This window comes from Alcanivorax sp. 24 (assembly GCF_004360225.1).
Lineage (GTDB): Bacteria > Pseudomonadota > Gammaproteobacteria > Pseudomonadales > Alcanivoracaceae > Alloalcanivorax > Alloalcanivorax xiamenensis.
Genome location: NZ_SNUA01000005.1, coordinates 216,215 through 237,207, shown reverse-complemented (window position 1 = coordinate 237,207; position 20,993 = coordinate 216,215). Strand labels below are relative to the sequence as shown.

Genomic DNA, 20,993 nt, shown 5'->3' with positions numbered 1-20,993 from the left:
GCCTTGGCAGCGAATACAGCGCGATTTCATATCTCCAAGACCAATAGACTGGCCACAGCCATGGATTCCGCGGTCAAACGTCAGAACCATATTTGTGGGACAGCAATGGTTCCCGCGGGTCTTTCCGTTCCCTTAGCCAACCCCGCCATCGGCGGGGTTGGCGCGTTCGGGGCCCTTGCCCCCCTTGGCCCGGAAAGGCCATGCTATTAATCAGGGCCGCGAACAGGTAGCCCGAATTATTCCATGACCCTTGGTGAAGGATCGAACATGACGCAGTCGCAGTGGTTTCCGGTGGCAGGCGTGCGCCTGGCCGCAGTGGAGGCGGGCATCAAAAAAGCCCAACGTAAGGACTTGGTGGTGATTGAACTGGCGGAGCGCAGCCGCGCCGCCGGTGTGTTCACCCGTAACAGCTTCCAGGCCGCGCCGGTTCAGGTGGCGCGCCGTAACCTGACGGAAAAGGCGCCTCGCTATCTGATGATCAACACCGGCTATGCCAATGCCGGCACCGGCGACAAGGGGCTGGCGCTGTGTGAGGAAACCTGTGTATTGCTGTCGGAGCTGGCGCTATGCCATCCAGCGGAAGTATTGCCGTTTTCCACGGGGGTTATTGGCGCGCCCTTTGCCATGGAACCGTTTGAAAATGGTTTGCCGGTGGCACTGGAAACCCTGGATGAGCACGGTTGGGGGAGTGCCGCCGAGGGCATCATGACCACCGACACGGTGCCGAAAGTGGCCAGCCGCCGCCTCGAGCTGGACGGCGCGCCGGTGAACATCACCGGCATCGCCAAAGGCGCCGGCATGATCAAGCCGAACATGGCCACCATGCTGGGTTTCATCGCCACCGACGCGGAAGTGGCCCAGCCGCTGCTGAATCGCTGGGTGCGCGAACTGGCGGACGCGTCATTCAATCGCATCACCGTGGACGGTGACACCTCCACCAATGACGCCTGCATTCTGATCGCCACTGGCCGGTCTGGAGCCGCGCCGGTCGAGCAGGAGGACAGCGAGGCTGCCCGCTTGGTATTCCAGGCATTGGAGCAGGTGTTCGTGGAACTGGCCCAGGCACTGATCCGCGACGCCGAAGGGGCCTCCAAGTTCGTCGAGATTCAAGTGGAAGGCGCCGCCAGCGACGCCGACGCCCTGGCGGTGGCGGAAACCATTGCCCACTCCCCGCTGGTCAAAACCGCCTTGTTTGCCTCCGATCCCAACTGGGGCCGTATCCTGGCCGCCGTGGGGCGGGCGCCGATCGATGACCTGGACGTGAGCCGGGTGGCGATCTGGTTGGATGATGTTCGTATCGTCAATGAAGGCGGCGTCGACGACGACTACACCGAAGAACGGGGCGCCGCGGTCATGGCGCGTCCGGAAATCACCATCCGCGTGGACCTGGCCGCGGGCGTGGGCCGGGGGCAAATGTGGACCTGTGATTTCAGCTATGACTACGTGAAAATCAACGCCGAGTATCGCACCTGATCATGTCCGCATCTGATGAGCCTCTTCCGGAAATCACCGTGGTCGCGGGTATCATCCGCGACGGTGAAGGGCGTTTGTGTCTGAGTCGCCGTCCCGAGCATAAGCATCAGGGCGGGCTGTGGGAGTTCCCCGGTGGCAAGGTGGAGCCGGGAGAGGCGCTTGATGTTGCCCTGGCCAGGGAATTGCACGAGGAGCTCGGGTTGGATGTGACCGGGTGCGAGCCGTTCATGACCGTTCGTCACCGCTACCCGGATCTGAAAGTCACCCTGCATTTCCGGGAAGTGTCGCGCTACGGCGGCGAGCCCCATGGCCGTGAGGGGCAGCCGGTGGAGTGGGTGCCGCTGGCCGATGTTACCGAGCGCGCCTTTCCCGCCGCCAATCGCCCAGTGGCGCTGGCGCTGAGATTACCCCAGGAATGGGTGGTGGTGCCCGAGGGGCTTGATGAGCAGGCGGTGATCACGGGACTGGAGCGGCTGGACCCACAACGACAGGGCGTGTATTTGCGGAACTGGAGCCAGGGGCCGTCGCTGTCGCGGCTGGCGGCTGTCTGCCGCGAGCGGGGGCTGCGTTTCTGGATTCGGGACGATATGGCGCTGGCGGTACGGGAAGAGGCCAGCGGATTGCACCTGAGCCGCCGGGCTCTTATGGCCGCGTCGGCGGCGGAACTGGGCGGATTCGCTGGCGTGGTCTCCGCCGCTTGTCACGATAGTCGCGCCCTGGAGCGGGCTCTGGCGCTGGATATCCCGATGGCGGTGGTATCGCCGGTGGCGGCTACCGCCACGCATCCGGATGTGGTGCCCCTGGGATGGGACGGTTTCTCCGCGCTCACCGAAGGGCGGCCCTTGGTGTTTTATGCTCTCGGTGGGTTGTCCCCGGATGATCTGACCACCGCCCGTGAACATGGCGCCTACGGTGTCGCCGGCATCCGTGCCTTCTGGCCCGGGGTGGATTGACTACCGCTCCGGATCGTCGAGATCGTCCACGGGTGCGTTTGGATCACCGGGAATCACGTGTTGCTCCGAGGCCCAGGCGCCCAGATCAATCGTCTTGCACCGCTCGCTACAAAACGGCCTCCAGGGATTATCGTCCCAGCGGGTGGGTTTCTTGCAATGAGGGCAGGGATAGATGCGAGTGGTGTTATCCGCCATGGCGTCGGGCTAACTCCAAATAACGTTGGTGCAGTTGTTCCAGTTGCTGATGAAGCCGTTCCAGGGGGCCGTCGTTGGTCACCACATCGTGGGCCTGGGCCAGGCGCTCTTCCCGCGATAACTGGGCGCGCATGATCGCTTCCACCTGCTCCATGGGGACCTGATCCCGGTTCACGGTGCGCGCCATCTGGATGTCACCGGGGACATCGACCACCAACACGCGGTGGGTCATGTCCTTTTGCCGTCCTTCCAACAGCAAAGGCGAGACCAGCACGGTGTAGTCGCTGTCGCTGTCTTGGATCTGCCGACGCAGCTGGTCGCCGATTGCCGGGTGGGTGATCGCTTCCAATTCCCGCCGCGCCAGATCATCGCTGAACACGATATCACGCAGAGCACGGCGATTGAGTGTGCCGTCCTCCTGCAATATCCGTTCTCCGAACCGATCGACAATGGCATGGAGCGCCGGTTGACCCGGCTCCACCACGATCCGGGATGCCTGATCCGCATCGACGATGGTAATACCCAGACGGGCCAGGAAATCGGTGGCGGCGGTTTTACCGCTGCCGATACCACCGGTGACACCTACCACATACATGCTTTATCTCCACCCGGAACTGGTCTGCAAACTACACGGCGGAGCCGGAAAAATCCAGGATGCCGCCGCCTCAAGCTGTTGCCGGCCTCGTGAGCATGAATTCACATGTATTCGCTGCCAAGGCAGCTTCCCACAAAGAGGAGGCTACGGAGCCGCTGTGGGAAGCTGCCTTGGCAGCGAATACAGTGTGCAGGAGTGGCAGCGGATCATCCCAAAACTATGGGGTGCCCGTGGCTCTCCTCATCTTGGAAAGGATCGCGATGTTGGTGGCGTAATCGCTCAGAACTGAAACAGGCCCAGATAGGCACCGACGATGGTGTTGCCCCACAACAGCGCGATCCAGCCGGCAATGGCTAGATAAGGGCCGAACGGAATGCCCTGACTCCGATCGAGACCGCCACGGGCCATCATGCCAATGGCGAACACCAGACCCACCACCGAGGACAACAGAATCACCAGAGGCAAATATTGCCAGCCCAGCCAGGCGCCCAGCGCCGCGAGCAGCTTGAAGTCACCGTAGCCCATGCCTTCCTTGCCGGTGGCCAGTTTGAATACCCAATACAGGCTCCACAACGACAGATAACCGGCCATGGCGCCGACCACGGCATCCGGCAGGGATACCGGTGAAATGCCCAGCAATGCCGCCAGCAGCCCCGCCCACAGCAGTGGGAAGGTCATGGCGTCGGGAAGCAAAGTGGTGTCCAGATCAATCACCGCCAGTGCCAGCAGGGTAAAGCTGGCGAACAGCACGAACACCAACCAGCCTCCATAACCCAACTGCCAGGCGCAAACCGCGGCGACCAGGGCGCTGAGCAGCTCGATCAACGGGTAGCGCGAGCTGATACTCTGGCCGCAGGCACTGCAGCGTCCCTTCAGCACCAGCCAGCTCATCACCGGGATGTTTTCGTGCCAGCGGATGGCGTGATCGCAATGCGGGCAGCGGGAACGGGGCACCACCAGGTTGTAGGGACGGGTTTCCTCCATGGGCAGTTCCAGCACTTCCTGGGCTTCGCGCCGCCAGGTGCGCTCCATCATTCGCGGAACGCGGTGAATCACCACATTGAGAAAGCTGCCCACCAGCAGCCCGAACACGGTGCAGAAGAGAATGAGCAGTGCGGGCTGGTCGGCGAGAAAGCTAAACACGAATGACGTTGTCCTGTTTGTTGTTGGTCAGACCACCTGGCCCAGTTGGAAGATCGGCAGATACATGGCGATAATCAGGCCACCGATCAGCACGCCCAGCACCGACATGATCAGCGGCTCCAGCATACTGGTCAGGCCGTCCACGAGATTATCCACCTCATCCTCGTAGTAAGTGGCGACTTTACCAAGCATACCGTCCAGGGCCCCGGATTCCTCGCCGATGGCGGTCATCTGCAAGGCCATCGGCGGGAAAACGCCGGTGGAACGCATGGCGAATTGTAGCTGTTGGCCAGTGGCCACGTCTTCTTTGACCTGCAATACCGCCTTGCGATAGACCACATTGCCGGTGGCGCCCGCGCAGGCGTCCAGGGCGTCGATCAGAGGAACCCCGGCGGCGAAAGTGGTGGACAGGGTGCGGGCGAATCGGGCGACGGTGGCTTTATGGGTGATATCGCCGATGATTGGCAAGCGCAGCAAGAGACGATCGACGGCGTCCTTGAAGGCCTGGGAGCGTTTCCTGCCCTGGATGAAGCCGGCGATGATCGCGCCGGCTCCCAATAATATGGGAAGAAAATGAGCCTGCAGCCCTTCGGACAATCCAATGACGAACTGGGTAAAGGCGGGCAATTCGGCCCCGAACCCTTCAAACAATTCCTGAAAGGTCGGGACGACTTTCACCAAAAGAATGCCGGTAACGATGACCGCCACACAGATGACGGCAATGGGGTATTTCACCGCTTTCCGGATTTTGGATTTCAACGCCTCGCTTTTTTCTTTGTAGAGCGCCACGCGATCCAGCATGGTTTCCAGTGAACCGGAGGCCTCGCCGGATTCGATCAGGCTGCAATACAGATCGTCGAACAGAGTCGGATGTTGCCGCAGCGCACCGGCAAAGTTGTTGCCCCCTTCCACCTCGGTCTTGATCTTCAGCACGACGTCTTTCATCGATGGATTGTCCAGACCGTCGGCAACGATATCGAAGGATTGCACCAGCGGTACGCCGGCTTTCATCATGGTGGCCATCTGGCGGGTGAACAGGGCGATATCGGCGGGCTTGATTTTCTTCTTGCCGCCCAGCGACAACTCCCGTTTCTTGATTACCTTGCGCGCCTGGATGCCCTGGCGGCGCAACTCCGCGCGCACCAGCGCCGGGCCCTTGCCGCTGATCTCCCCTTTGACTTTGCTGCCCTTGCGATCGAGGCCTTCGTAGAGAAAAGTGGCGGTCTTCTGTTGCGCCGCTGTCTTAGCCATAGGCGTCCTGTATCCCCCTTAATCGTGTCGCGCGCCACGGAAAATCCGCGCGCACGTCCCCAAACGTTCTAGTGGCCGCTGGTGACCCGGTCCACTTCCTCCAGGCTGGTGACGCCCTGCATCACCTTGAGCAGCCCGGAGCGGTGCAGATCGTTGAAACCTTCCTTGCGGCACTGGTCGGCGATCTCGATGGAGTTCCCATCCTGCATGATGATGCGCGCGATGCCGTCGGTGACCCGGACCACTTCATAGATTCCCACCCGGCCTTTGTAGCCGTTATTGCATTTTGGGCAGCCCTTCGGTCCGAACACAGTAAAGCCGCTCTCGATATCCTGTTCCGTGAAGCCCATCGCAAGCAGCGAGGGCCTGGGCACCTCCACCGGTTCCTTGCAATGGCTGCAAAGACGGCGGGCCAGCCGCTGGGCAATGATCAGGCTCACCGAAGTGGCGATGTTGAACGACGGCACACCCATGTTACGCAGACGGGTCAGGGTTTCCGGCGCGCTGTTGGTATGCAGGGTCGATAACACCAGGTGACCGGTCTGGGCCGCTTTCACGGCAATCTCCGCGGTCTCCAGGTCGCGGATCTCCCCCACCAGAATGACGTCGGGATCCTGACGCAGGAACGCCCGCAGCGCGGAAGAGAAATCGAGCCCTTGTCTGGGATTCACGTTGACCTGATTAATACCTTCCAGGTTGATTTCCACCGGATCCTCGGCGGTGGAAATGTTCCGCTCCGGGGTGTTGAGGATGTTCACGCCGGTATAAAGAGACACGGTCTTGCCGGAACCGGTGGGGCCGGTGACCAGGATCATACCCTGGGGCTGGTTCAGGGCCTTCATGTACATCTCTTTCTGTTCGGGCTCATAACCCAGGGCGTCGATGCCCATCCTGGCACTGTCCGGGTCCAGAATCCGCAGCACGATCTTTTCGCCAAACAGGGTGGGGCAGGTATTGACCCGGAAATCGATGGCGCGGTTTTTGGAAATCTTCAGCTTGATGCGGCCGTCCTGGGGAATCCGCCGCTCGGAGATATCCAGGCGTGCCATCACTTTGAGCCGGGCCGCGATCTTGCTGGCGCTGTTGACCGGTGGCTTGGACATGGTCTGCAACACACCATCCTGGCGGAACCGTACCCGGTAGGTCTTTTCGTAAGGCTCGAAGTGCAGGTCCGAGGCGCCGCCCTTGATGGCATCGAGTAGCAGCTTGTTGACGAAACGAACGATGGGGGCATCGTCGGCGCCGGTGCTTTCGTCCTTGGCGTCACCCGCCGACTCGCCGTCGGCCACGTCCAGGTTATCCAGTCCCTCATCCAGGCCGGCGAACGCCTCGCCTTCCGCCTCCGATTCCAACCGGTCGATCCAGCGGGTCAGCTTGTCGTCCTCGACGATCACCGTTTCCACGTTGAGACCGGTATTGAAACGGATCTCCTCCAGTGCCGGCAGATTGGTGGGATCGGATACCGCGACGAACAGGCGGCTGCCCCTTTTGTACAAGGGCAGGACGGTGTGGCGGGCGATCAGCTTGGTGTCCACCAGGTCCTTGACCAAAGCGTCCGGGGAGAAGGCATCCAGATCGATGATCGGATCCCCGAATTCCTCGGCGGAGGCCCGCGCCACGGTGGCGGCGCTCAGCAGCCCCGAACTCACCAGCCGCCGAACCAGTGGCATCTGCTCCCGTCGGGCGGTTCCGGCCGCTTCCACCACCTGCTCGGTGGACAGATGGCCTTCGTTGACCAGGCGGCGCGCCAGGCCGCTCAGGGATGATTGGGGACTGCTCATGGGTCGGAAAGGCTGAGTTTGTTGATAGGAAATAATTCTTATGAATCAGAAGATTGGCAGCCTTTGCCCGGGCTGTAAAGAGCCGGTGCCTAGTGGCTGAGAACCGGGTCCCAATTCATAAGGGCTGACACGCTGACACGCCCAGCGACGCTAAAGCCGCTCCGGAGAAGACCGGGCAGGGATGCAGCCGCGAGTAAGTGTCGATTTCCGTCCAACCCGGGTGACAAAACCGGTCAGTGGCTGACGCGGAGTGGCAGAGTGCACCGTTCACACTTTGTCTCCAGCCCCCGTGAATCCTGGCTCAGGCAAATTGGCCCGGTAGCTGCATTGGGGAGAGCGCGACGCTCGCCTTGGGGGTGAGCACGGAAAACACAGTTCCCGCTATGGAGACGCAAAAATGAAAAACGTGCAAAAGGGTTTTACGCTGATTGAATTGATGATCGTGGTGGCGATCATCGGGATTCTGGCGGCGGTCGCGCTACCTGCCTATCAGGATTACACGATTCGCTCCAAAATGTCCGAGGTTGTTCTGGCAGCGAGTTCCTGCCGCACCACGATTTCTGAAGTTTCTCAGACAGGATTGGCTGCTGCGCCTACTGGAAACGATTTTGGATGTGGTGAAGATGATACCGGCCCCGTTTCACAATACGTGCAGACTATCCAGACAACTGCTGCTGGCGTGGTTCAAGTTGAAGTTCGCAATATTGATTCGAATGTAGATGGCGAGATTGTTGAACTGCGTCCCTTCACAGATGCAGATGCCGGCACTCCAGCTGCGGGTACCGACTTTGTTCGCGGTACAGCGCAACCTATTCGTTCCTGGCTTTGCGGTCCGGCATCAGGTGGCAGCCTGGAAGTTAAATACTTGCCGGCTACTTGTCGCGACTAATTCCTCCTTATTGAGCATGTTCGGTGGGCCTCGCTTCTTGCCTCTGCAATCGTAGGCAAAAAGTGAGGCCCAGTCTCGTAGACCATTACTCTTGAAACCTGCTCTTACAGCACGCCCAATCGCAACCCAAACGGCTTCAACAACTTCTCCGCCGTGCTCAATGCCGGTTTCCCCGTCCCATGCTCAATGCCGCCAATCACCTTTGTTTTTTCCGCCAGTGCTGAAACTCAGCCGGGCGCAGGCGGTAACGTGCCAAAACGCCTTCGTGGAGGCGGCGCAGTTCCTCAATGATCAGGTCCGCCACTTCTCTCTGCTCTTCTTCGGAAGCCAGGTCCGTCAGGTTGTTTCTGATTACGTCCAGAGGATTGCTGTCAGCATGGAGCACCACCTGACGGACCGTCTCCCTGATCCTTTGGCGCCAGGCCAGGCGCATCGGATCGGGTTCCGCGAGTTCCTGTTTGATGGCCAGGTATTCCTGGGTGGAGCGTTCATAGGCCCAGAGATAGAGATCACGCAGGAGTTCGACGCGTGTCAGCTCGTACACGCCCAGAATAGCACGGCTGTAGGCCTGCTCCGGTACGCCGAGGAAAGTGAGCGGACACAGGTTGGCGCGAATAAGCGGCAGGTTGGCGGCCAGACGGGAGGTGCGCTTGTTGACGTCGGCAAACGGCTGAAGGTAAGGGAGATGGACCATGGCGAAAAAGGATTGTTCGAAGGGGTCCTTGATGCGTGCCAGCTTGTTGAGAAGCAAGTCCAGTTCTTCCTCGATGCGAGCCGGAGTCTCGGGGGGCCGGTAGACGCTTTTGCCGATCTCCACCCGATGCTGCCGTGGACGGCCTTCGTCGGCGGGGTTGGGCAGCAAGTTTTCTGATAACGCGGCGTGCAGGTTGAGTAGGGTGTGCCGGTTGAAGTCGACCAGATCGGCATTGTCCACGAGCAGTTCGATAGCCGCTTTATGATTGAGGATCATCTGAGTTTCGGCGGCGGCTTTTCCGGTAGCGGCCTGGCCATGCTCAATGAGTTCGCGGGTATCCAGGCGGGAGTAGGTGTTGCCTTCGAGGTGGCTGGAGGCCCAGGACAGATCGATCAACAAGCGGTCCAGGATAGCACGGCCGTAAGTGCCCGCCGGGCGCTCGATTTGACCGGTGTCCCCCATGGCATGCAATTGCCGTCTTACCGGTTCGGAAAGGTAGCGGGTCTTGTTGGGTTGATAGGCATCCAGGAAATCCCGCTGATAACCTACGGGGGTTCTCGCCTGAAGAGGCTGGTCCACGTAAGCGAGGATGTCCCGGCTGTCGGCGGACAGGGGGATATGGGCGGGGAAGCGGTCCGCGTCGGCCTCACGTGGATCGGTGAAAATGGCAATGTAGTAGCGGGCGCGGGCAGCCCCCGCCGCGCGCACTTTATGCTGGGTGACCAGAGTCGCGAGCCATCGCTGAAGCGTGCGGCGGGGGGTATCTGGGTGCAGCTTGAGAAGCTCGCTGATGTTCAAGCCGTCGGGGTGGGCTTGAAGGCTTCGCAGTACAGCGTCCGGAGAACTCATGGTGGCGCGATTTTCGACCTCTGTGGCGCGATTCTGGCATAAGAGCGAGAATCGCGCCACTTAGATGGCGCGATTCGTGGGGGAGCACCGGCCCTAGACTCGGGTCTCCACCGGCGCCGCGGAACCCTCTTTCTTTGCCAACAAAAACAGCGTCACCGTAATCACCGCCCCCAGCACGTCACTCCACAGGCCGGGATAGATCAGGGACAGCGCGCCGGCCAGTGCCAGCAGGCGCCATACCGGGCCTAGCGGGCGGCGCAGATAACCTTCCACCGCCACCGCCAGTAGCAGCACCCCAACCGTGCCCGTGATGATCACCCAGATGATGTTGCCGACGGTGGCGTCGATCATCAGCATGTTGTGGGCGAACACGAACATGTAAGGCACGACGAAGCCGGCCACCGCCAGTTTCATCGCCTGGAAGCCGGTGGCGTTGGGTGAGCCGCCGCTGATGCCGGCACCGGCGTAGGCGGCCAGGGCCACTGGTGGGGTCAGATTGGCGAAGATGCCGAAGTAGAAGACGAACATGTGGGCGATGAAGATGGCGGTATCGTTGTCGCCGGCCAGTTCGCGGAACAAGGGCAGGTTGAGCAGGATCGGCGCCGCCATGGTGCTGGTGATGATGTAGGTGGGGATGCTCGGCAGTCCCATGCCCAGAACGATGGACGCGATCATGGTCAGCATCAGGGTCACCAGCAGTTGCAGAGTCGGGTAGGGAATCGCCCGTCCCAGTTGCACCACCGCGTCGGCGGCTTCCAGTGCGATGCCGGTGAGAGTGGCGATGCCGACGATGATGCCCACGGCGCCGCAGGCCAGGGCCACGGGGATGGAATTGCGCACGCCGTCGGTCATGGCGTCTCGGCAATCAGCCACATCCATTTTTTCCGCCACCAAACCAAGCCGGGCGCGAACCGCGTTGATCAGCACTGGAATGGCGATGACCGCGAACAGAGTCAGGCGGCTGGTTGGCATGGAAGGGACGGAATTGCCGAGAATCAGGGCGCGCAGTTGTGGCTCGAATATCAGCAGCGTCAGCAGGATCGTGGCGCCGATCGTCACCCGTCGGGTGCCGCAAATCAGCACGGTGGCGGCGATGGACCAGAACGCGGCGAAGAACGGGGCGCGCCCTTCGTACAGTAACCACATCAGTACCACCATCGGCACCAGCAGATGGCCGCGCTTGAGCATCACTTCCTTGATCGGTGTCAGTTGGGAGCGGGGGATGCCTTCCAGGCCGTTGCGCATGGCGCGCAAATGCACCTGGAACAGAACGCCAAGGTAGAACAACAGAGCGGGAATGATGCCGGCCATGATCACCTGGGTGTAGGGGACCGACAGTACCTCCGCCATGATGAAAGCGGCGGCGCCCATGATCGGCGGCAGAATTTGCCCGCCGACGCTGGCCGAGGCTTCGACCGCGCCGGCGAAATTGGGTTTGTAGCCGGTTCGTTTCATCAACGGAATGGTGAAGGCGCCGGTGGTCACCACATTGGCGATGGCGGAGCCGTTGATGGAACCGAGAAAACCACTGGCCAGCACCGCCACCTTGGCGGGACCGCCCCGGGTGTGGCCCGCCACGGCCAGGGCGAGATCATTGAACAGCTGTCCCAGCCCGGATTTCACCAGGAAAGCGCCAAACAGGATGAACAGGATGATATAGCTGGCGGAGACCGCGATGGCGGTGCCCAGCAGGCCTTCGGTAATGAACACCAGATGCGACATGATCTGCCGGCCGGTCGCCAGGACGATGGCTTCGTTGATCCGTGGATAGAAAGACAGTTTGGCGTAGAAGCCGTAGACCAGAAAAAGGGTGGCCAGAATCGGTAATCCCCAGCCGGTCACTCTGCGGGTGGCGTCCAGCACCAGCAGGATCGCCACCGCGCCCACCACCATGTCGGTGTGGTTGATGCGGCCGCCCGAGGCGATCACCCGGTCCGCCACCACCAACATATAAACGCCAACAGCAAACGCCGTCACGACCAGTATGGCGTCAAACCAGGGGATCCTGTCGCGGGCCCCCTTCTTGGTTATCGGATAGAGAATGAATGCCAGTGCCAGCAACACATAGAGGTGGATGCTGCGCTGGGCGATGTCCACCAGCGGTCCGGAAAAGGAGGTGTATAAATGGAAGGCCGCCAGCAGTACGCAAACAACGGTAATAAAGGCCAGGATCCAGCGGGGCAGGGCGTCGCGGACCAGGCTCTCGCGATCGTATTTTTCCAGCGCTTCCTTGATGGCGGGATCCGTTTCCACCCTCTCCGGTTCCGGTGGCAGCGGGGAAGGGGATGAAGCAGACGGGGTCATGGCGATCTCCACTGCCGCCACCAGGTTCCGAACCGGGCGGGCAGCATCATCAACAAGGGGGCTTCCCGAGTCGTGAATGTCAGAATCGGAGGGACACCGGGATGCGTCAGATCCAGTGTCCGTCCTTGGAAAGATAGGTGGTAGTGTTCAGCTTCGGCGGCCTGGACATGGAGTGGGTCCACCGGGCGGTCGATACCGCTCATGATCACCCAGCCCTGTTCCAGACGGGTTTCGCGGCCCACGGCGGCGGGGACACCGGCGCCGAAGGTCTTGAACCGGGTCTCCACCAGCATCAGGTTGCCATCCGTCTGTATCCGGAACCGTTCTTCCCAGTCTTCTTTTTCCACCGAGTGCGTCCAGCGCAGTACGAAGTCGGAACCGGAAGCGGCGGGGAAGGCGTAACGCAGAGCCTCGCCTTCCTCGACCACCAGCCAGAATCGTGGCCAAAGCAGTACGGCAAGAACCGCCGTCATGATCGGAACCGCCGCCAACGGCCAACGGCGCCGGGTTCCGATCCTTGCTACCACCGTGCCGGCTTATTCGCCGCCGCCATCGCGGCTGTCGTAATAGCTCTGGGCGCCGGGATGCAGAGGAACCACCAGGTGCTGGTCCATGGTTTCCGGGTCAATGTCCTTCAGCGCGCCCACTGATACTTTTCCGGAGTGCAGATAGTCATCGAAACGCTGGGTCAGCTCCCGCGCCACCTTGTCGTCCATGGAAGCGGGAACGATCAGAATGTTGCGGATCGCCACCGTGTTGACCTCGGCGTCCAGGTTGTAACGTTCCGGTTTGCCCGCGGGAATGGTGTAGGTCTCATAGTAGGGGTAGGCCTCGAGCAGTTTGTCCGCTACCTCGCCGGTGACCGGCACGAAGGTCACGTCGTTGGTCTGCATCAGCCCGGTGATGCTGGAGTTGGGCACGCCGGAGGTGAAGAAGGCCGCGTCCAGGTTGCCGTTGCTCATTTCCGTCACGCTGTCGGCGTAGCCGGTATGGCTGACCCGGGCCAGATCATCGTAGCTGAGGCCGGTGGCTTCCAGCACGATTTTGGCGCTTTGCTCGACACCGGAACCCACCTTGCCGACACCGACCCGTTTGCCGGCCAGATCATCGACGCTGTCGATACCGCTGTCCGCGGTGGCGACGATCTGCACCACGTTGGGGTAGAGCCCCGCCAGGGTGGTGATGTCGGCCTTGTTGCCCTCGAACTGATTGTTGCCGTTGACCGCGTCGTAGGCCACGTCGCTCATGACGATGGCGATCTGATTGAGGCCATCCTGAATGTTCTGAATGTTTTGCACCGAGGCCCCGGTGGAAACCACCTGTACGCCGCCGATCAGATCACTGGCCTCGAAGATCGGCTTCAGAGCGCCACCAATGGGATAGTAGGAGCCGGAGGTGCCGCCAGTGCCAAAAATCAGATTCACGGGCGTGCTGTCGCTGGTCTGGGTTTGTTCGGAAGCCGTATCATCGCCGCCGCTTCCGCTCTGTGGCGCATCCTGGGGTTCGTCGCTGCAACCCGCGAGCAGGGCGCCGGACAACCCCAGCGTGGCGGCAAGAATCAAAGTACGAGGTGCCATGGATCTTCTCCTGTTTTTATCGCCATGATGAGTACGTGGACCCGCACTAGCTTACGAGCCGTACCACTTTGATACCACGTGAAGAGGTTAAGACTAAAGTAGAATGGGAAAGAAGGGAGAGGGGGAAGAGCAGATGGGCTACGAAGCCGCTGTGGGAGCTTGCTTGCAAGCGAATTCTTTGGATGTGTGCAATTCGCTGCCAAGGCAGCTCCCACAGCAGCTTCGTAGTGACCTCTAAAGCTGGCCGGGACTTAGTTGAGAACCCGGTAACCGCGCCCGCGCATGCAGTTTTTCATGACCCGGGACTTTTCCTGTTGGGCGTCTCCGGCTTTGCCGGCGCCGCCCAGTACCGCGCCGCCGCCAGCCATGCGGCCGGCGGTGCCGGAATCACCAAATATGGCACCGAGGATGCCGCCCAGTACCGCGCCACCGATGGCGCCCTCGGTGGCATCCCGGCCAGTGGAAACCTGATCGGCGACCTGTTCGCATTCGGCCAGATCCTGCTGATACTGGGCCTGGTCCACGCCTTGAGGGTCCACCACGATCCGTTTGGTCGAGGTGCAGCCGGTCACCAACAACAGTCCGGCGGTCCCGAGGATGATCATTGCGCGCATGGTTGCTCTCCTTCGTTTGCCTGCCTTAGCCTGCCTTCCTATGATTTTTTCTGGTAAGCAACGCCGCGCCCATAAGGCGGCGTTGCTTCCTATTAACTCGATGATACGCGATTTGGCTGTATGGAAACTGAACCGCTGGGAATTTTACGTTGGAGGGCCGGCTCGTTTACACATACGCGGATTCGCCTCGGTCTTTAGCCGCTGTGGGAAGCTTGCTCGCACGCGAATATTACTAAACGCCTGAGCCAGCCTCACCATTCGCTTGCAAGCAAGCTTCCCACAGCGATTTGGGGGCGCTTGTCTTTCGCTGCCACCTGTCCGCTATCAACCGTCAACTCTTCAAGTCGTCCCTTGCAGACGCAGCGATAGATCCACCGCCTGGCAATGCTTGGTCAGTGCGCCGGAGGAAAGGTACAGCGGGCGGCTGTCCGGCAGGGTGGCGACGTCATCCAGAGTGCGGTTGCCGGAGATTTCCAGGGCGCTGTGCGGGGCCAGTGACATCGCCTCGGCCAGCATCTCCGGGGTGAAATTGTCGAGCATGATCTGATCCGGGGTGAGCGCCGCCGCTTCCCGCAGCTCATCCAGATTCTCCACCTCGATGATGATTTTCTTGTCGGCGGCGACACGGCGGGCCTGTTCAATGGCGGCGGTGATCGAACCGCAGGCGGTAATATGGTTTTCCTTGATCAGGAAGGCATCGTACAGACCGAGACGATGATTCTCGCAGCCGCCGCACAGAACCGCGTATTTCTGTGCCGCGCGCAGGCCCGGCAGGGTCTTGCGGGTGTCCAGCACGGTGACCCGGGTACCGGCCACGGCGTCGGCGTAGCGCCGCGCGCTGGTGGCCGTGGCCATCAGCGTTTGCAGCAAATTCAGTGCGGTGCGCTCGCCGGTGAGGATACGCCGGGTATTGCCGCTGAGGGTACAGAACACGGTGCCGGCGGCCAGCCGGTCACCTTCGCCAGCGTGCCATTGCACGTCCACGCCACCGAGTTGACGGAATACTTCCTCGGCCCAGGGCGCGCCACACATGACCGCATCCTCGCGGGTCAGGATGGTGGCTTGCGCCTGCGCGGATTCGGGGATCAATTGCGCGGTGATATCACCGTCGCCGATGTCTTCTTGCAAGGCGAAGGCCACGACCCGCGCGATATCGGCGCGGGCGTAGTCGGGCAGGGATCGGGTCGTCATTGTTGATCGAAAAACTCTTTGCTGAGGCGCACCACCACGGGGGCCAGGAATAACAGAGCGATCAGGTTGGGGACCGCCATCAGGATGTTCATGATATCGGCAATCGGCCAGACCAGGCCGAGGTCCATCATCGCGCCCACCGGCACCACCAGTACCCAGACCCAGCGGAACGGCACCAGGGCGCGTTCGCCGAACAAATATTGGGTGCAGCGTTCGCTGTACAGGCTCCAGCCCAGCAGGGTGGTGAACGCGAAAACAGCCAGACCACAGGTCACCACGATTTCGCCGTAGGTGCCAAAAGTGCTGGAGAAAGCCAGCGCGGACAGGGGCGCGCCCTTTTCACCGCTGGTCCAGGCACCGCTGGCGACAATGGCCAAGCCGGTGACGGAGCATACCACGATGGTGTCGATAAAGGTGCCGAGCATGGCAACGCTGCCCTGGCGGGCGGGGTGGTCAGTGTTGGCGGAGGCATGGGCGATGGGGGCGCTGCCCAGCCCGGCCTCGTTGGAAAAGATGCCGCGGGCGATGCCGTATTGGATTGCTTCCTTGATCACCGCGCCGGCGAAGCCGCCCGCGGCGGCGGTACCGCTGAAGGCGCTATCGAAACATAGCGCAATGGCCGCGGGCAGGGCGGCGGCGTGATCCGCCAGTACCGCCAGGCCGGTGAGCAGATAAGCCAGGGCCATGAAGGGCACCACGAAGGTGGCTACCCGGGCGATACGCTTGATGCCGCCCAGCACCACCAGACCGACCATGGCCATCAGCACCAGCCCGGTGGTCCAGGTGGGCACGCCAAAACTATCGTGAAGACCATCGGCCACCGAGTGCGTCTGGGTGGTATTGCCGATGCCGAAACCGGCGCACATGCCGAAGAAGGCGAACAGCACCGCCAGCCACGCCCAGCGCGACCCCATGCCCTTGCGGATATAGTACATCGGGCCACCCACGTACTGCCCGCGATGATCCTGCTCCCGATAATGCACCGCCAGCACCGCCTCGGCGTATTTGGTGGCCATGCCGACCAGGGCGATCAGCCACATCCACACCAGCGCGCCGGGACCGCCGGAAGCGATGGCGGTGGCGACGCCGACGATATTACCGGTGCCGATGGTGGCCGATAGCGCCGTGGCCAACGCGGCGTTGGAGCCGATGGTGCCCTGACCCGGCGCGGGGCTGAACATCTGCCGAAAACCGAAGCCGAGACGCCGGATCGGCAGGAAACCCAGACGCAGACTCAGATAAATACCGGTACCGGCAATCAATATCAGGGCCGGCCAACCCCACATGAGGTCGCGGACCGCCTCGGTGCGATCAATGATGCTTTCCATCGTGTCCCTTCCTTTAGTTTTAATGGGAGAGTAGGGAATTCGGCCTGCCGGGAAAAGCAGGAATCCGGGGGCGCTGGCCTTCAGCGTCCATGCATGGTCCATGCAAGGCCTTTTGATAAGGTGAATGTCTTATTTGGGAGTTGGTTCAAAATAGTGACTCATGGGGCGTGCTAGCTTGGGGAAGCTCTGAGATACACCTCGTCATTCCGGACCCGACCCATACGTCATCCCGGGCTTGACCCGGGATCTCCCTCTACAGCGTATGTGGCTTCGTGGAAGGAGATGCCGGATCAAGTCCGGCTCGAGTCCGGCATGACGTTTTTCAGGGGACATCTTTCGGGTTCCGGGGGTAATCAGTCATGACCAACGTCACGCACATTGGCGGCGCGCCGGGCCGCCGTGTCGGCGCTACCCGTGCCGGGCCTTTGCCGCGTCCGCTGGAGCAGGTCCGCGAACACACCCGGGAACGGGCGCGGGCGCTGCTGGCGGGTATGCTCGACGGCGCCGACGACATGCTGTTCAACATGGCGGAAGCCAAAACTGACAGTGAGCGGGACCGCTACTTTGATGCCATGCGTGAGCTGCGCCTGCAAAGGCGAGCGCTGGAAACCGGTTTCCATGAAGGCATCGTCGCCCTGTTCAATGAGCTCGGCCGGGCGCGCGAGCCGGTTCAGGATGCCCCCGGCCACGGATTCGAGTCGCTGACCCTGGTCCAGAACGACGAGCTGGAAATTTCAGTGGCGTTGGACAATCTGGCGCGCCGGGCCCGCAATGGTTGCGAGGAGGCGCTGGCCCTGCTGTGTCATCGCCTGGAGTATCTGTTCGAGGGCAAGGTGGCGATCAGCGAGAAAAACAATCCGCTTGAGCCACGCCAACTGGCCTCTTGCTTCGCTGATGGTGTTCTTCGATTGTCGCTGGACATCCGGGCCCGGCTGATCGTGCTGAAACTGTTCGAACGGGTGGTCATGGACGAGGCATCGGCCCTGGTGGAGCAGGCCAACCGTACCCTGGCCGAAGCCGGCGTCTTGTCGGAGCTGGCCAGCGCCCCGGTGGCACGGCATCGGGGCCGGAGCTCCGCCGGTACCGAGGCATCAGGGCAGGCCAGTGACGCCTCGTCCACCAGCTCTGATTCCGGCCTGCTCAGCGAACTGCTGGCCTTGCTGCGCGGGCCGGCCAGGACGGCGTCGTCGGAACCGCTCGATCGGTCGGGGCTGGCCACCTTACTGGACGGCGTGGCCCACCGCGACGGCGTGCCCGTCACCCTGGATCAACCGGTGCGGGCGGTGAGCCGCGACGACCTGATGCAGGTGCTGTCGCGCTTGCAGCGCGAGGGCCAGGGGCGATCCGGGCGGGAACAACCCCGGGGGCTGCGCGAGTCGTTGGCCCGGGAACTGGGGCAACGGCGGGATGCTCCGGTGGTGCCTGCCCTGGACCAGGCCGATGATGATCTCATCAACCTGGTGGCCATGCTGTTCGACTTCATCCTGGATGACGAAGCGTTGCCCGCGGACGTCAAGGCGTTGATCGGGCGCCTGCAGATTCCGCTGCTGAAAGTGGCGATCAACGACAACGGCTTTTTCGGTGACGACGGCCACCCGGCCCGGGCGTTGCTGAACACGCTGGCCCGGGCCGGTGCCCAGTGGGATCCGCAGCAGGGCACCGGCGATGAGTTGTACCAGCGTATCCGCCGCGCGGTGTACACGGTTATCGATCATTACGACCAGGACGATGGCCTGTTTGCCCGGCTGCAAGAGGAGTTCGATGAATATTTCTGCGAGCAGGACACTCGTGCCCGCCGTCTGGCACAGCGGTTACGCGAAAGCGAGGAAGGACGTGCCCGGGCCGAGCAGGCGATGGCACGGGCGCGGCGGTATCTGGACCAGCGGCTGGCGGGGCGGGCCTTGCCGGAAGCGCTGATCCGCCTGTTGCGTCAGGGCTGGCAGCAGGTGTTGTACCTGACGCTGCTGCGCGAAGGAGACGACAGCGAAGCCTGGCGCCGGCAAAGCAAGATCGCCGATGCGCTGATCTGGTGCCTGTTGCCCCATGCGGCGGAGGCCGACCAGCATAAAGCCCGCCAGATGGCGCCCAAATTGAGGGTGGCGGTGGCCCAGGGGCTGGCGGAGATACAACACGACGAGGTGGAGAGCCAGGCGTTGGTGCGCGGCCTGGCGCTGGCCCAGGAAGCGATGTTTCACGGGCAGACGCCGCGGCGGGTGAAAGTGAAACCGGTTTCGGAAGAACCCGCCGCCGCCCCGGCGCCGGAGGACGACGCCTTGCTGGTGCGTGCGCGGGCGCTGCGGCCCGGCCAGTGGGTGGAGATCGGCGCGGGCGACGGCACCCGCCGGGCACGGCTGGCGGCTAATATTCGCGAGGGCGCCAAACTGGTGTTCATTAACCGCCGGGGCATCAAGGTGGAGGAACTCGACGCCGCCGCGCTGGCCGTTGCCATGCGGGAAGGCACTGTTAAACTCATTGACGAGGGAGCGCTGTTCGACCGGGCCCTGGAAGCGGTGATCGGCGATCTGCGCCGGCGGCAAGGCCGCTGAGCGGCGCTCCCCATCATCATTGGGGAGTTTCCGTGTCCGTATCACCGTCGTTGACGCCAACCTATACCTTGCAGCGGCACTGGGTGGAGCAGGCCCGCAAGGTGCCGTCGCCGAATTTCAATGCCCGTCCCGATCCGGACGACATCGCACTGATCGTTCTGCACAACATCAGTCTGCCCCCGGGCCAGTTTGGCGGCCCGCACATCGAAGCGCTGTTCCAGAACCGTCTCGACCCTGATGCTCATCCCTATTTCGAGGGGCTGAGGGACCTGCGGGTATCCGCTCATTTTCTGATTCGCCGTGACGGCGAGCTGGTTCAGTTCGTCGCCTGTGACCAGCGAGCCTGGCATGCCGGTGTTTCGTGCTGGCAGGGGAGGGAGAACTGCAACGACTATGCGCTCGGCATCGAACTGGAAGGATGCGATGATCAGGTTTTTGATGAACGTCAATACGCGGCGTTAAAGCCGTTGCTGGCGACTTTGATGGGTCATTATCCTCGACTGAGCCGCGATACCATCACAGGCCACGAGCACATTGCTCCGGGCCGGAAAACCGATCCGGGTCCCTGTTTTGACTGGGCGCGGATCGGCGCTTGATAGTGAGCACTGGAAATAACCACTAAAGGAAACCGCTGGGAGCGCTATGAAACTGCTCGTCTTGCTTTTGGTTCTGGCTTTACGTCGTCGCGATGGCGGCTGGCCCGGGGTGCTGGCCCGGCCGGACCGGCACCAGCGCTGCCTCGCCACCTTGTCTCCGGTACGCCACGGTATCCCGGGCTGGTGGTTGAGCGTGGCGCTGCCGGCGATCGCGGTGGCCCTGCTGTTCGGCTGGCTGGCTGGCGGCTGGGGTAACCTGCTGGTATTGGTATTGGGAACCGCCTTGATGCTGTGGCTGGTCGGCGTGGAAAGCGAATTCCGGCTGGTGGATGAGCTGCTGGTATGCGGGCGTCTGAATGACGGTGAAACGTTGCGGGACCTGGCCGAGCAGGCGCTGCCGATCAACGGCGAAGCGGGCTCCCCGGATTGGTACCGGCAATTGGAAACCGGCTTCCTGGAACGGGTCTTTGTCTTGTTCACCGCGCTGTTCTGGTTGATGACATTGGGATTCGGCGCGGTGGTGCTTTTCGTGCTTAACCGGGCCTGGCTGCAACGGCATCGCGAACATAGCGACTGGGCGCGGAGCCTGGATGCGGCACTGCGTTGGGTGCCGGCACGTCTGACGGTGCTGGCGTTGGCCCTGGCGGGACAGTTCGGCGCGGTGACGCACGCGGCGGCGGGTAAACTCTGGCGCCTGGACGACAGCCGTGAACTGCTCAACGACACCGCCCAGGCGGCGGAACCGGTGGAGGAAATCGCCGAGAAGAGCACCGGGGAGCCGTTGGCGGCGGGAATGGATCGTCTGGAGGCACTGCACGGAGTGCTGCTGCGTGCCCTGGCGGTATGGCTGATCTTCGCCGCGCTCTGGAGCTTGCTGGCTTGATTGGCATGAATTCGCCGTTTGCTGGCAAGCCAGCTTCCCACAGCGGTTCCGTAGCCCGCTGTGGGAGCTGCCTTGCCGCTCCTCCTCCCAGATAATCGCCGTCACGTCCCCCATAAAAATGAAACCCTATT

General features: G+C 62.0%; 18 protein-coding genes. 6 read left to right on the top strand and 12 right to left on the bottom strand.

Going from position 1 to position 20,993, the window contains the following annotated elements:
• Positions 1-267 precede the first annotated feature (267 nt).
• Positions 268-1,473, top strand: coding sequence for a bifunctional glutamate N-acetyltransferase/amino-acid acetyltransferase ArgJ (argJ, locus tag E0L37_RS09325; RefSeq protein WP_133491471.1), 1,206 nt, complete (start codon positions 268-270; stop codon positions 1,471-1,473).
• A gap of 2 nt (positions 1,474-1,475) precedes the next feature.
• Entirely contained in the window at positions 1,476-2,426 is a 951-nt protein-coding gene (locus E0L37_RS09320; RefSeq protein ID WP_133491470.1) for a Nudix family hydrolase, read from the top strand.
• Here the strand turns inward: E0L37_RS09320 and E0L37_RS09315 are convergent, their stop codons facing one another.
• The 5 genes from E0L37_RS09315 to pilB all read right to left on the bottom strand — a co-directional run bounded on the left by E0L37_RS09315 (position 2,427) and on the right by pilB (position 7,391).
• Positions 2,427-2,621: a DNA gyrase inhibitor YacG gene (locus tag E0L37_RS09315; RefSeq protein ID WP_133491469.1), complete on the bottom strand. Its 195-nt coding sequence runs from the start codon at positions 2,619-2,621 to the stop codon at positions 2,427-2,429.
• Positions 2,611-3,216 carry a dephospho-CoA kinase gene (coaE, locus tag E0L37_RS09310; RefSeq protein ID WP_133491468.1) on the bottom strand — a complete coding sequence of 202 codons (606 nt, stop codon included), beginning with the start codon at positions 3,214-3,216 and terminating at the stop codon, positions 2,611-2,613. The genes E0L37_RS09315 and coaE overlap by 11 nt, the downstream gene beginning before the upstream one ends.
• Positions 3,217-3,495: 279 nt before the next feature.
• Positions 3,496-4,359: an A24 family peptidase gene (locus E0L37_RS09305; RefSeq protein ID WP_133491467.1), complete on the bottom strand. Its 864-nt coding sequence runs from the start codon at positions 4,357-4,359 to the stop codon at positions 3,496-3,498.
• A gap of 27 nt (positions 4,360-4,386) precedes the next feature.
• Positions 4,387-5,610 carry a type II secretion system F family protein gene (locus E0L37_RS09300; RefSeq protein WP_133491466.1) on the bottom strand — a complete coding sequence of 408 codons (1,224 nt, stop codon included), beginning with the start codon at positions 5,608-5,610 and terminating at the stop codon, positions 4,387-4,389.
• A 68-nt stretch (positions 5,611-5,678) separates the two neighbouring features.
• Positions 5,679-7,391: a type IV-A pilus assembly ATPase PilB gene (pilB, locus tag E0L37_RS09295; RefSeq protein ID WP_133491465.1), complete on the bottom strand. Its 1,713-nt coding sequence runs from the start codon at positions 7,389-7,391 to the stop codon at positions 5,679-5,681.
• 397 nt (positions 7,392-7,788) lie between these two features.
• On the opposite strand from pilB, the gene E0L37_RS09290 reads away from it, so the two are divergent.
• Entirely contained in the window at positions 7,789-8,280 is a 492-nt protein-coding gene (locus tag E0L37_RS09290) for a prepilin-type N-terminal cleavage/methylation domain-containing protein (protein ID WP_133491464.1), read from the top strand.
• 196 nt (positions 8,281-8,476) lie between these two features.
• Here E0L37_RS09290 and E0L37_RS09280 read toward each other — a convergent pair whose 3' ends face one another.
• The 7 genes from E0L37_RS09280 to E0L37_RS09250 all read right to left on the bottom strand — a co-directional run bounded on the left by E0L37_RS09280 (position 8,477) and on the right by E0L37_RS09250 (position 16,837).
• Positions 8,477-9,823, bottom strand: coding sequence for a Fic family protein (locus E0L37_RS09280; RefSeq protein ID WP_133491463.1), 1,347 nt, complete (start codon positions 9,821-9,823; stop codon positions 8,477-8,479).
• Between the two features lie 93 nt (positions 9,824-9,916).
• Entirely contained in the window at positions 9,917-12,127 is a 2,211-nt protein-coding gene (locus E0L37_RS09275; RefSeq protein ID WP_133491462.1) for a TRAP transporter permease, read from the bottom strand.
• Positions 12,124-12,600: a DUF1850 domain-containing protein gene (locus E0L37_RS09270; protein WP_236563941.1), complete on the bottom strand. Its 477-nt coding sequence runs from the start codon at positions 12,598-12,600 to the stop codon at positions 12,124-12,126. The genes E0L37_RS09275 and E0L37_RS09270 overlap by 4 nt, the downstream gene beginning before the upstream one ends.
• Positions 12,601-12,663: 63 nt before the next feature.
• Entirely contained in the window at positions 12,664-13,704 is a 1,041-nt protein-coding gene (locus E0L37_RS09265; RefSeq protein WP_133491460.1) for a TAXI family TRAP transporter solute-binding subunit, read from the bottom strand.
• A gap of 251 nt (positions 13,705-13,955) precedes the next feature.
• Entirely contained in the window at positions 13,956-14,318 is a 363-nt protein-coding gene (locus E0L37_RS09260; protein WP_133491459.1) for a glycine zipper family protein, read from the bottom strand.
• Positions 14,319-14,657: 339 nt separating this feature from the next.
• Positions 14,658-15,509: a carboxylating nicotinate-nucleotide diphosphorylase gene (gene nadC, locus E0L37_RS09255; protein WP_133491458.1), complete on the bottom strand. Its 852-nt coding sequence runs from the start codon at positions 15,507-15,509 to the stop codon at positions 14,658-14,660.
• Entirely contained in the window at positions 15,506-16,837 is a 1,332-nt protein-coding gene (locus tag E0L37_RS09250) for a sodium:alanine symporter family protein (RefSeq protein ID WP_133491457.1), read from the bottom strand. Before E0L37_RS09250 ends, nadC begins: the two co-directional genes overlap by 4 nt.
• 359 nt (positions 16,838-17,196) lie before the next feature.
• Between E0L37_RS09250 and E0L37_RS09245 the strand changes: the two genes are divergently transcribed.
• Genes E0L37_RS09245 through E0L37_RS09235 form a run of 3 tightly spaced genes read left to right on the top strand, consistent with a single transcriptional unit; the run spans position 17,197 to position 20,862 of the window.
• Positions 17,197-19,383, top strand: coding sequence for a DUF1631 domain-containing protein (locus E0L37_RS09245; RefSeq protein ID WP_133491456.1), 2,187 nt, complete (start codon positions 17,197-17,199; stop codon positions 19,381-19,383).
• Positions 19,384-19,415: 32 nt separating this feature from the next.
• A complete protein-coding gene (gene ampD / locus E0L37_RS09240; protein ID WP_133491455.1) occupies positions 19,416-19,979 on the top strand; it encodes a 1,6-anhydro-N-acetylmuramyl-L-alanine amidase AmpD in 564 nt (187 codons plus the stop codon).
• 46 nt (positions 19,980-20,025) lie between these two features.
• Positions 20,026-20,862, top strand: coding sequence for a hypothetical protein (locus E0L37_RS09235; protein WP_133491454.1), 837 nt, complete (start codon positions 20,026-20,028; stop codon positions 20,860-20,862).
• The last annotated feature ends 131 nt before the right edge of the window (positions 20,863-20,993 follow it).